Source organism: Ensifer sp. Root954 (assembly GCF_001429005.1).
GTDB lineage: Bacteria > Pseudomonadota > Alphaproteobacteria > Rhizobiales > Rhizobiaceae > Ensifer > Ensifer adhaerens.
Map to the genome: position 1 here is coordinate 222,427 of NZ_LMJM01000051.1, position 12,331 is coordinate 234,757.

The window sequence follows — 12,331 nt, forward strand, 5'->3', positions numbered from 1 at the left end:
TTTTCTATTGCGGTGCTTCCGCTCAAGGGCGGCCTTCGGCGGAGACCGCTGGGCACCACCGACTACGGCTAGCGAGCCGTCTGAAGCCCCAGTATCTCCGCCGTTCTAGCGGCGCCGTTCAGGTCGAGTGGTGGGATCTCCGGCCTTGGCCGCGCCAGCATCGTCTCGACGTCGCGGGCCAGCCTCTCCGGTGTCACGTCCGCTTCTGGCAGAACGCCGGCAAGGCCGAGCTTTTCGAGCCTTTCGGCGCGCGTCGACTGCTCGGTCTCGCCGCCGGCGACGAAGGGAATGAGCAGCGACGCACAGCCGGCACGGAAGATATCGCAGACGGTGTTGTAGCCGGCCTGGGAAACCGAGAGCCGCGCACCCGACAGAAGGCTCGCAAAATCCTTGCGGAAGCGGAACAGATGCACGTTTGCGGGCGCTGCGGCGGCAAAGCCGTCATAGTCGTCCTGCGGCAGGTTCGGCCCGGTGATCAGGCACCATTTCAGGTCGCCCGCAAGCAGCCCGGCCGCCTGTAGTGCCGCGCCGATCAGATCCTTGCCGACCGCGCCACCGCCGGCCGAAACAAGCACGTCGAACCTTTCAGCCGGAGGTTCAGGGGCATGGCCGGCGACAAGACCGGTATAGACGATCTTGTCTTCGATCTCCGCCGTATACGGATAGGTCTCCTCGAGCCGCGCAAAGGCAGGATCGCCATGCACGAGCACGAGGTCGAAATGCGCCCTGACAACGTCGAGGGTTTCTTCGGCGCGCCCGGGCTTCGTCCGCTCCTGCAGGATATCGCGCAGCGATGCGGCAACGAGGGGCCGCGGATCCTGCTTCTCGATCACCTCCAGCAGCGGCATCAACTCGAAACGCATCTGGCGGCGGCCAAAGGGGAAGGCTTCGAAGATGACGATGTCAGGCTTGCAGGCAAGAAATGCCTCGATCAGCAGCTCCCGGCGCTCTTGCTTGAAAGCCTCGCTGACCGGATTTCCCTCGCCGTCGGCAAGTCCGCTAAACCCCTTGTCGCCAGCCAGCACCGGCGGCAGGGCCACGTGTTTCACATCGTTTGCCGGGAACCCCGGCACCGGACTGCCGCCCGTCACGACGGTCACGTCATAGCCTTTGGCCGCCAAGGCGCTCGCGATCCGGCTTGCTCGCGCCAGATGACCGATGCCGAGCAGGTGCTGTACGTAGAAGAAGACGCGACGTGCGGACATCAGGCGGCTCTCCATTCGCTGGCGAACAGGCCGGCGAGTTGTTCGATGCTGGTGTGGTGGTCGAACTGGCCGCGAACCTTCCGCTCGGCCGCATCGCCGAACCTGTGGCGAAGTGCCGGATTGCGGATCAGTTCCTCAAGTGCGACCGCAAGTGCCTTTGGATCCTCCGACGGAACGACACGGCCGTTCTCGCCGTCCTCGAGGAGTTCCGGAACGCCGGATATGGCCGTCGAGACGCAGGCCAGCCGCTGGCTCGATGCTTCTACAAGCACGTTCGGCAGCCCGTCCCGATCGCCATCCGCGGTGATCCGGCAGGCGAGCGCGAAGATGTCGCTTGCCCGATAGTGCGCAAGCACATCGGTCTGGTCGAGCGCGCCCTTCCAGACAATACGGTCGGAGACGCCGAGCTCCGTGGCGAGCGTCTTCAACTGGCCGGTCAGTTCGCCGGCGCCGATATGCTCGAACCGCCAATGAAGCTCTGCCGGCAGCTTGGCCAGCGCCTTCAGCAACACGTCGTAGCCCTTTTTTCCAACGGCACGGCCGACGCTGACGATGCGGACGGGATCGGCCGGATCGGAACCGGTGCGATTGGAATGCGTGCCGTCGAAATGCGGGAAGCGGTCGAGGTCGAGGCCATGATAGCTCAGATGAACCCTCGATTTGTCGCTGGCAAGGCTGCGGAGATGCTCGTATCCCATGCGTGTGCAGGTCACGGTCCAGCGCGCAAGGCCGAGCTTTTCGGACAGTTCCCAGTCGGGCGAGGTCCAGATGTCCTTTGCATGCGCCGAACAGGTCCAGGGCGTGCCGGCAATCACGCTGGCATAGGCCGTCACCGAAGCAGGGGTATGGATGAAGTGCGCGTGCAGCCAGCGCGGCTGTCCAGGCCATTCGGAGGCGAGCACCAGCGCCTGGCCGAGCCGGCGAAAGCGGTTGCGGCTGAAATCGCGCGGCAGGTCCTTGAGGAACAGACCCAGGACGCGCCAGAATCCGGGTTTCGGCAGACAGCGCACGAGCCCGCGCAGAACCCTTAGCGGCTCCTCATGCAGATATTCCGGCAGATAGTGGACGTCGGCGCGGATTTCGTCATGCACCGGGTGGCGCTTGCCGTCCGTCGGACGCCGAAGCGAGATCAGGACGAGTTCGATCCCGGCGCGCTCGAGGCCAAGCAGTTCCTGGGCGATGAATGTTTCCGAAAGACGCGGGTAGCCCTTCAGCACGACTGCAATCTTGCGGTCTGTCGGCAATGCTTCAGCTCGATTTCTTCACGATGTTCAGGTGGTCGCTCGACGGCCGGTCGAGCCATCTGCCGACGATCTCGGAGATGTGCACGAGGCCTTCCAGCCGCAGGCCGTTGGCGCTACTTTTCGACGGTGGCTCACGATAGGGCAGCGCCCTCAGCGCCGCCGCCAGCCGTAACGGATCCTCCGCCTCGTCCGGCAGGAGCATCTCGATCAGCCCCAGCTCGGCAGCCCGGCGCGCGCGGATCAGTTGCTCCTCGCGCGGCTGGATGCGCGGCACGATCAGCGCCGGCTTGTCGAAGGAGAGGATTTCGCAATAAGTGTTGTAGCCGCCCATGGCGACGACGCCCTTGGCGCCGGCAATGAGCTCTTCCATGCGATTGTCGAACTCGATGATCTTGATATAGGGGATCTTGCTGCCCTTGCGGATCAGCTTTTCCCGCTTTTTGACCGGCATGTAGGGCCCTAGCACGATCAGCGCCTTGTGCGTGAGCTCCGGATCCTGCTGATAGGCATGGATGACGTCGTGGATCAGGTCCGCCCCATCTCCGCCGCCGCCGGTGGTGACGAGGATGTAGTCGCCCTGAGGCTTATGACCCGGCAATTCCTCGCGCGGGACGCTGCGCTGCAGAAAACCGACGAAGTTCATGCGCTCGCGCACCGCGGGCGGCACGTCGAGTTCGGTCAGGGGGTCGTAGAAATCAGGCGGGCCGTAGACCCAGATCGTGTCGTAGTACTGCTCGATCTTGCGCATGGTATCGCGCCGCTTCCACTCTGCCTCGAGCAGGTGCGGCGCATCCATGACCTCACGCAGGCCGAGGACGAGCGTGGTGCCGTGCGCTTTCAGATAGGTCAGCGTTTCCTCGACCTCGCCGCGCAGGCCCATCGGCTCCTTGTCGACGATGAAGATGTCCGGCTTGAAGGTCTCTGCCGTATGGCGAATGATCGCCTGGCGCATCTTCAGCGTTTCATCGAGTTCGATATGGCGGTCGAGCGAGGTGTAGTCGCCATTATGCAGCTTGATCACGCTCGGGATCTTCACGAAATCCACGCGCGCGCGATAGTCGAACGCGCCGGCAATCGTCGCCCCGGAAATGATCAGGATGTTCAAGCCGCGATAGTCTTCCACCAGCGAATGCGCGATCGTGCGGCAGCGCCTGAGGTGTCCGAGCCCGAACGTGTCATGGCTATACATGAGGATCCGGGCATCTTCAAAACGCCGCATCATGCAAGAAACCTTTCACTCAGGGTACGATGAACCGTTTCACGCGGGCCATATGGCTGCGTCAAACCGGGCTTCATTTGTAGGGATCCGCCGCGTCACGCAACCCATCTCCCAAGAAGTTGAACGCCAAAATCACAAGAATGACCGGAATTGTGGGAAATAGGAGCCAGGGATAGAAGGCAATGACGCTGACGCTTTTCGCCTCCGTCAGCAGAATGCCCCAGCTGGTGATCGGCGGCCTGAGACCGAGGCCAAGGAAGCTGAGCGCCGTTTCCCCGAGGATCATGCCGGGAATAGAGATGGTCGCGGTGGCGATCAGATGCGACATGAAACCGGGCACGAGGTGCCGGCCGATGATGCGGCTGCTCCTTGCACCCATGAGCTGGGCCGCAAGCACATAGTCTTCTTCACGCAAGGCCAGCAGCTTCGAGCGGACAGCGCGCGCAAGCCCGGTCCAATCGAGCAGGCCGAGGATGATCGTGATCGCCAGATAAATGAAGATCGGACTCCAGGTCGCCGGCATGATCGCCGCCAGCGACAGCCAGAGCGGGATGCTCGGGATCGATTGCAGCACCTCGATGACACGCTGGACGATGAGATCGAAGACGCCGCCGTGGTAGCCGGCAAGACCGCCGATGACGATACCGAGCACGAAGCTGACGGTAATGCCGAGAAGGCCGATCGTCAGCGAAATCCGCGCGCCATAGATGATGCGCGACAGCACGTCGCGCCCGAGGCGGTCCGTTCCGAGGAAGAAGGCCTCGCCGCCCGTTGCCGGGCAGACGAAATGCACGTTGCTTTCGAACAGCCCCCAGAAGCGATAGCCATCGCCGCGGCAGAAGAAGCGAAGCGGCTGCACATCCTTGGTATCGTCGGCGTAGTTGCGCTTCAGCGTATCCATGTCCAGCGTCATCGTGCGGCCGTAGACGAAGGGACCGACGAACTTGCCCTCATGGAAGAGATGCACCGCCTGCGGCGGCGCATAGATATAGTCCATGTTGCGGGTGTGCAGGTTATAGGGCGCCAGAAACTCGCAGACGACGATCATCAGGTAGAGCGCGACGAGAAAGACGCCCGACGCAAGCGCCAGCTTGTGACGGCGGAATTTCCACCACATCAGCCGCAGCTGCGAAGCCTGGTTGACGCGCACCTGCTCGTCCGTCATCGCCTCGACGGAATAGGGATCGAACGGAGCCGTCGATACGTAGTGCGGCATGGGCTCGCCGGGCGCCGGAAGAAATGACGTCACTTGGTGCTCCTGCCTTGCAGCCGAATTCGAGGATCAAGAATGGCGAGCGCGATGTCGGAGATCAGCACGCCGATCACCGTCAGGAAGGCCAGGAACATCAGGAACGACCCGGCAAGATACATGTCCTGGCTCTGCAACGCCTTGATCAACATCGGGCCGGTGGTCTCGAGCGAAAGCACGATCGCGGTGATTTCCGCGCCGGAGATGATCGCCGGCAGGATCGAACCGATATCCGAGATGAAGAAGTTCAGCGCCATGCGCAGCGGATATTTCACCAGCGTGCGCATCGGCGAAAGGCCCTTGGCGCGTGCCGTCACCACATACTGCTTCTGCAACTCGTCAAGCAGGTTGGCGCGCAGGCGCCGGATCATGCCGGCGGTTCCCGCCGCGCCGACGATGATGACCGGAATCCAGATGTGTTCGAGGATCGATTTTGCCTTTTCCCAACTCATCGGTTCAGCGAGATATTTTTGGTCCATCAAGTGGCCGATGGAAATCCCGAACCAGATGTTGGCGAAGTACATCAGGATCAGCGCCAGCATGAAGTTGGGGATGGCGATGCCGATCAGGCCCATCAGCGACAGGCCATAATCGCCCCAGCTGTACTGATGGGTCGCCGAGTAGATGCCGATCGGGAAAGCGATCAGCCAGGTGAAGATGATGGTGACGAAGGAAACGAGGATCGTCAGCCACAGGCGGTCGCCGACGACGGCGCTCACCGGAAGCTCGTATTCGAAGGAATAGCCGAAATCGCCCTGCAGCATGCCGCCGAGCCAGTAGACGTAGCGCAGCACCGGCGGCTGATCGAAGCCGTATTCCTTCCGGAGCGCCTCGATCTGCTCCATGTCGACGCCTTCGCCCTGCGCCTTGATCTCGGCAACATAGCTTTCGAAGTAGTCACCCGGCGGCAGCTCGATGATGGTGAAGACAAGAGCGGAAATGATGAGGAGGGTCGGAACCATCGCCGCGATACGCCAGAGAATATATCGCAGCATGTCAGCCTTCCTGTTCGATCCAGAAGGTGTCGGGTTTGTAGACACCGAAATAGCACGTGGGGTCGAAGCCGTAGAGCGCAGTGTCGGGCACGTTCCTCAGCTTCTTTGCCACGAGGATCGGCTGGAGCGAGGCGTTGACGATGCCGATCGAGAACACCTGGTCGGTGTAGATCGAGAGCATCCGGCTCCAAATCTCCGTCCGCTCGGCATCCTCGGCCGAATGCCGCCAGCGCTGCAGCAGTTCCGTCAGTTCGACGGCTGCCGGAAGGTCCGGGGCCTGGCCCATTTCGCCGTGGGAAAGATAATTCAGCCCCCAGACCGGCCATTGCAGCTGGTCGTCCGCGGTCGGCGCAAGCTGGCCGGGGTTCATGCTGGCCGTCGGCACGCCGTTGTCTATGCCGAACCACATCGACATGATGATCTCGCCACCGACGGCGCGGCTGCGGAACGTGTCGCGTTGCGAGGTCCGGATGAAGAGCGATATCCCGACCTTCTGCCAGTAGTCGGTGATGAGCTGCAGCACGTCCGTCTCGAGTGTGCTTTCCCCGGCCGTTTCCACGACGATCTGCGCTGCGCGGCCGTCGGAGAGAATGCGGATGCCGTCGCTGCCCTTGTTCGTAAGGCCTGCCTCGTCGAGCAGCGCATTGGCCTGCTCCGGATCGTGGGCGACCCAGGCGCTGGCAAACTCGGGCCGGAAGAGCGGGCTGTCCGGCAGAATCGTATCGGCGCTTTCCTTCGTCAGGCCGTAGAACACCGCCTTGTTGATTTCGGTACGGTCGATCGCAAGCGACAGCGCGCGGCGAACGCGCACATCCTGCAGCAGCGCCCGCCAGACCTCATCCGAGCAGTTGAGATTGGGAAGCAGCGCCAGGCGCGAGCCCTGCGTCTTCTTCCACAGAAGCACTTTCACCGGATAGCGCTTCTCGGAATCCTTGAGGAAGGTGTAGTCGACGAAGTCGATACTGGTCGCCTGCAAGTCGCTCTCGCCGGTGCCGGTCTTCGCCGGGATCAGCGCCGAGGAGCTGACGCTAAGCACGAACTTGTCGATATAAGGTAGCTGCAGGCCGTTCTCGTCGACGCGATGATAGTAGGGATTGCGCTCGAAGACGAATTGTTCGGCCGGAAGCGGCGTCGTGTTGCGCCAGGGGTCCAGCGTCGGCAGGTCCGGGTTTTCCGGGCGGTAGGAACGGGCCATGCGCATGTGCAGCTGGCTCCATTTCTTCACCCGCTCCTCCTTCATCAGCGCCTTGAGCTTGTCTTCTTCCTGATACTTCTCATGGAACTGTTTCAGGTAGGCCGACGGCATCACCACCACCATCGGCTGGGGGGCGGCGAGCTTCTGCAGGAAGTCAGGATTGGGTGTCGACCAGGAATAGCGCACCGTGCGTTCGTCGATGATCTCGAACTTGGCGGCCTCGCCATCCATGACCAGCGCCGTCGGCAGCCCGGCCGGACTCAGCTTCTCGTTGTTGAGAACGTCGTCCCAGCAATAGCGGAAATCCTCCGACGTCAGCGGCGTGCCGTCGGACCACTTGTGGCCTTCACGGATGTGGAAGGTGAAGATGCGGTCCTCGACCGTTTCGAAGCTTTCGAGAACGTCCGCTTCGATCTTCAGCGCTTCGTCGAAGCCGACCAGACGGGCATAGCCGTAGATGGTCATCAGGCGGATGTCCTTGGCGCTGCCGATCAGCATCCGCACCTCGCCGCCGTACTTGCCGGGCTGGCGCCCCATGGCCGCGACGTTGATGACACGCGGCGTCTTCGGCAGGCGCTCGGCCAGCGGCGGCAGCTTGCCGTCGGCAATCTGCTTTTCCCAGAATGCGGGCTCGCCTGCAGCTGCAAAGAGCCGCGTCGGCAGAGCCACGGTCGCAAGCAATGCCAGTACAGTTCGGCGGGTGATCATGGCCGCAACTCCCTTGCATCCACGGATCGGCGTGCCAGCACGATGTGGTCACCACCGAGATCCGCGGGGATCAGCGCGTCGCCGGCATCATCGTCCCGGAACTGCGCTCCCCAACGCCGCATGTCCGAACCTTCGCTGTCCTTCAGCAGTTCGAAATCCAGCGGCCGGTCGAGATCCGGATAAGGAACCGCCGCCAGCAGCGACTTGGTATAAGGATGAACCGGATTGCGCATCAGCACCTCGCGTGGCGCCAGCTCGACGATACGCCCTGCACACATCACGGCGATGCGGTCGGCCATATAGTCGACGACAGCCAGATTGTGCGAGATGAACAGGCAGGTCAGCCCCAGCTCCTTCTGCAGGTCCTTCAGCAAGTTGAGGATCTGCGCCTGGACGGAGACGTCGAGCGCGGAAACCGGCTCGTCGCAGATCAGCAGCTCCGGCACCAGCGCCAGTGCCCGGGCGATGCCGATGCGCTGGCGTTGGCCACCGGAGAAGCTGTGCGGGTACCGATTGATGAAGCGCTGATCGAGGCCGACGGCCTGCAGCAGCGAACGCACCGTTTCTTCGCGCGATTTGCCCGTTCCGCGCCCGTGAATCTCGAGCGGCTCGCTGAGGATGTTCTTGACCGTCATGCGCGGCGAGAGCGAGGAGACCGGATCCTGGAAGACCATCTGGATCTTGGACCGCATGGCCTTAAGGTCGTCGCCCTGCACTTTCAGCACATCGACCGGCCCCTCGCCATTGTCGAAGATCACCGAGCCCTGGTCGGGCGTGACGGCCCGCATCAGGATCTTGCTGACGGTGGTCTTGCCGCAGCCGCTTTCCCCGACGAGGCCGAGGCACTCGCCACGGCGGATATCGAAACTGACATCGTCGACGGCGCGATGCAGCGTATCTTCGCCACCGCCGAACCAGGACGATTTGCGCGTTCCATAGGTCTTCGAGACATTGCGGACGGACAAAAGCACGTCGGGACCGGTGCGCCGGTCGGCGGCCGAGGTCCCGAGCAGCGTTCCGGCCTTGACCGGCACTTCGCGCAGTGCCTTCAGCCGCTCACCGGGCTTCATGTCGAAATGCGGAACCGCGGCCATCAGGCCCTTGAGATAGGGATGCTGCGGGTTGCGGAAGATCGCCTCGACCGGACCCGCCTCGACGATCTGGCCGTGATAGATCACCACAACCTCGTCGGCCATGTTGGCGACGACGCCAAGGTCATGGGTGATCAGCAGCATGGCCATGTTGAGCTTGACCTGAAGCTCGCGCAGGAGTTTCAGGATCTGGGCCTGAACCGTCACGTCGAGCGCCGTCGTCGGCTCGTCGGCGATCAACAGCGCCGGCCGGCAGATCAATGCCATGGCAATCATCGCGCGTTGCCGCATGCCGCCGGAAAGCTCGAACGGATACATGTCGTAGGCGCGCTTCGGATTGGCAAAGCCCACATAGCCGAGCAGCTCTTCCGTTCGCGCCCGACGTTCCGCCTTTTCCGCGTCGGTGTGGATCTTCAGCACTTCGGAAATCTGGTTTCCGATCGTGTGGAGCGGCGACAGCGATGTCATCGGCTCCTGGAAGATCTTGCTGATGCGCGTGCCGCGCAGGCTGCGGATCTCCTCCCCTTCCCGCTCCAGCGAGAGCAGGTCGATCGGCTTTGCCGCCGTCGTCGGGTCGTTGAACAAAATTTTGCCACCAACCTTGGCGACGTTGGGCAAGATGCCCATCACCGCCTGGCTGATTGCGGATTTCCCCGATCCGGACTCGCCGACGAGCGCCGTCACCTTGCCGGGCAAAATTCTGAAATTCGCGTTATTGACGGCTTGAACTTCGCCGCCGAGCACCGAGAATGTGATCCGCAGACCTTCAACTCGAAGCAGGTCCGCCCCAGATGTCATAGCAGCACGCTTCCCTCATTGCTTTTTATCCGCCGCCTCTAAAAAAAGACTAGCGCAGCTTCCAAGGGCTGTCCAGCACACCCGATTGCAGACGAGGCTATACCCACCTGCATCTTCAGATGGTTAGAACGAAGGGCAGGCACCGCCCTTCAACACGTCGGCGCAATTGGCCGAGCGTCGGAAGTCGTCGTAAAACAGCGTCCAGTCGGTTTTATCGGCCGCCCGGTAGGGGCCGAACTTGAAGTACTGGTTCTTGCCGAGCCCCTTGTCGTCGTGACCGATATGACCCGTCACCGTGATGATCGGCTTGTCGTTGGCGAAGAGTTCGATGCGACCCGTGCCATTGGCTCCCGGCAGCGTGTAGATCGCGAAATCGATCCAGCCGGACTTCGGGTCGGGCAACGGATTGCCGTGGTTCGTCACCTTGATCGCATCGGTGCATGCATTGAAGAGACTGCCGTCGATCAGCTCCCAGTTGCTGTCTGCGGCGACCAGCATGCGCATCTGGTTGACGCCCGGCCGCCCCCATACGGGGATCTCGCCCGGTTTGCAGCTCGCCGGCTTCCCCTCAGGACCGGCCCAGAGCGGCGCGATATAGTTCGTTTCCACGGTGGCGAAAAGTTTGCCGGCCTCGAGCCTCAAGGCAAGGAACGGGCTGAAATCGCCCTCGGCACCCGGATCGATCTCGCGCTTCCACTGGGCGATCAGATAACGATGGTCCTCATTCGGGATCGGGTCGGCAAACTTGACCGCGAAACCATACCAGACGCCCTGGTCGTATGGCACGCGCAGCGCCGTCTTTTCCCAGATCTCGGCCCGCTCGCTGCAACCGTCGAGCGAATCGGGACAGGTCGGAACGACGCTCAGCTTGAGCGCGCCATTACCGTTATGCTTGACCTCGTTCTGAAACTCCACCGTGCCGGCGGTCTGCTCGAAGTTCTCGCGATAGTAGAGCCCGCCCTCAGGCGCAAAATCCCGCCCCTCGAAGTCGTCGGAAAGCTTGGTTTCCCATGGCTGCGCCATCGCGCTCCCGGCCATGACGATGGAAGCGACGAAAAGGACGGTGCGAAACATTCTTCCCCCTATTGAAGCATCTTGTCGATAAGGCCGCGCGGCGGCTGGAGCGGACGCGTATTGCGATGAAGCAGCATGACATGCTCCGCCTCGGAAAGTCCATCCTGCAACACGTCGTCGAAGCGTTCATCGGCCCTTGCGAGCAAGGCAGCGTCGTTGGGGTAGAGGATCGTGAATTTCTGCCGCACGCCGCGGAGTTTTTCCTGACCGAGGGCCGTCCAGTCGCCGCCGCAATAATTGACGAAGGCTTCGCTCGCGACGACGCTGTGGGCGTATTTCTTGGTCAGGTTCTGCAACCTCTGGACTTCGTTGACGGCCGAGCCGAAGGCCGAGAACGTCAGCCGGTCGCGCAGGCCCACATTGCCGAACATCACGTTGCCCACATGCAGACCGATACCGTAGCCGATCGGATCGCGTGCCTGCTTGCGCCGCTCGCCGTTCAGCATGTCCATGCGTGCGGTTGCCGCGCGCACGGCGGCAAAGGCCTCGCGGGCGGCAAATTCCGAGGGCTCCTTGTGGCGCCCACAGGGATAGACGGCGATGAAGCCGTCACCGACGAAGCTCAGAATATGGCCACCGTTGCGATTGAAGGGGGCTGCGATCGCATCGAAATAGGTGTTCAGGGTCTCGATATAGGACTGACGCCCTTCCTTTTCCGCCAGCATCGTCGAGCGGCGCATGTCGCCCATGACGAGGACGGCGCGCACGGTCTCGCCGTCGCCGCGGCGAACCTGGCCGCTCATCACACGCCGGCCAGCGCTGGAGCCGAGATAGGTGGTCAGCATGTTGTCGGCGAGCTTGCCGAGCACCGCCATCTTCGCGGCGACTGCCAGATGGTATTGCAGCTTCAAAAGCGCGCCAATGACATCGTCAGTGAAGCCGCCGTGCCGATCGGTCGTCCAGGATCCGACCATGCCGTGGCCGGAATCGGCGCCGAGAGACTGCATGAAGGCGAGATAGTCCGTGGCACCCTGCTCCTTCAGATCGTCGAAGATCGGAAATTCGGACGGGGTATCCTGGTAGATGCGCCGGCGGACATGCTCGAGATTGTTGTTGAGCAGGTAATAGTAGGGGCTCTGCAGGAACCGCTCGGGATTAAGCGCCAGTTCCTCGTGCCGAAGGCCGCTGACCTCCACGCCCTTGCCGCGCACCCAGGTGAAACCCAGAGCATCGTAAAGCGGGTGCAGCATCGAGAAGGAAAGATGGACGCGCATCAGCGGCAGGCCGGCGGCCGCCAGCCGCTCGCAGAAGCCTTTGACGATCGTCTCCAGCGGCGCGTCGCTCAGCGATGTGCGCATCAGCCAGTCGGCGACCTTGTCGATGAGGATTTCGGATACGTTGTCGTTCGTCGGGCCCATTTCGCGTCCTCGCATGACAGACCGTCCCGCGTCAGCATCCAGAGACGGCGAACGCCCCGGCAATTTGCCGGTTCATGTTCGCGGTGGATGATGATGAGCCGTGCCCGTTAAGAAAATGCTCCAACCGATTCCGGCGTCGATGACGTGCAGGCACCCGGAATGCGGCACTTATATGTTGCAGATATTCACGCGCGC

The 12,331-nt window shown here is 62.3% G+C and carries 9 protein-coding genes; all 9 read right to left on the reverse strand.

Annotated elements, in window-relative coordinates; translation table 11 throughout:
• Positions 1-68: 68 nt before the first annotated feature.
• Positions 69-1,205 (reverse strand): glycosyltransferase family protein, encoded by a 1,137-nt coding sequence (locus ASE71_RS30330; protein WP_244496961.1) that lies wholly within the window; start codon positions 1,203-1,205, stop codon positions 69-71.
• Positions 1,205-2,449 (reverse strand): glycosyltransferase family 4 protein, encoded by a 1,245-nt coding sequence (locus ASE71_RS30335; RefSeq protein WP_060521777.1) that lies wholly within the window; start codon positions 2,447-2,449, stop codon positions 1,205-1,207. Before ASE71_RS30335 ends, ASE71_RS30330 begins: the two co-directional genes overlap by 1 nt.
• A 4-nt stretch (positions 2,450-2,453) precedes the next feature.
• Positions 2,454-3,671: a glycosyltransferase family protein gene (locus ASE71_RS30340; protein ID WP_060521778.1), complete on the reverse strand. Its 1,218-nt coding sequence runs from the start codon at positions 3,669-3,671 to the stop codon at positions 2,454-2,456.
• Between the two features lie 70 nt (positions 3,672-3,741).
• Positions 3,742-4,917, reverse strand: a complete 1,176-nt coding sequence (locus ASE71_RS30345; protein ID WP_060539369.1) for an ABC transporter permease — start codon at positions 4,915-4,917, stop codon at positions 3,742-3,744.
• Positions 4,914-5,912 (reverse strand): ABC transporter permease, encoded by a 999-nt coding sequence (locus tag ASE71_RS30350; RefSeq protein ID WP_043613700.1) that lies wholly within the window; start codon positions 5,910-5,912, stop codon positions 4,914-4,916. The genes ASE71_RS30345 and ASE71_RS30350 overlap by 4 nt, the downstream gene beginning before the upstream one ends.
• A 1-nt stretch (position 5,913) precedes the next feature.
• A complete protein-coding gene (locus tag ASE71_RS30355; protein ID WP_060521779.1) occupies positions 5,914-7,815 on the reverse strand; it encodes an ABC transporter substrate-binding protein in 1,902 nt (633 codons plus the stop codon).
• Entirely contained in the window at positions 7,812-9,704 is a 1,893-nt protein-coding gene (locus tag ASE71_RS30360; RefSeq protein ID WP_060521780.1) for an ABC transporter ATP-binding protein, read from the reverse strand. The genes ASE71_RS30355 and ASE71_RS30360 overlap by 4 nt, the downstream gene beginning before the upstream one ends.
• A gap of 123 nt (positions 9,705-9,827) precedes the next feature.
• The gene (locus tag ASE71_RS30365; RefSeq protein ID WP_060521781.1) at positions 9,828-10,778 is read right to left on the reverse strand and encodes a polysaccharide lyase; all 951 of its coding nucleotides are present in this window, start codon (positions 10,776-10,778) and stop codon (positions 9,828-9,830) included.
• Positions 10,779-10,786: 8 nt separating this feature from the next.
• The gene (locus ASE71_RS30370; protein ID WP_060521782.1) at positions 10,787-12,136 is read right to left on the reverse strand and encodes an adenylate/guanylate cyclase domain-containing protein; all 1,350 of its coding nucleotides are present in this window, start codon (positions 12,134-12,136) and stop codon (positions 10,787-10,789) included.
• Positions 12,137-12,331: the final 195 nt, after the last annotated feature.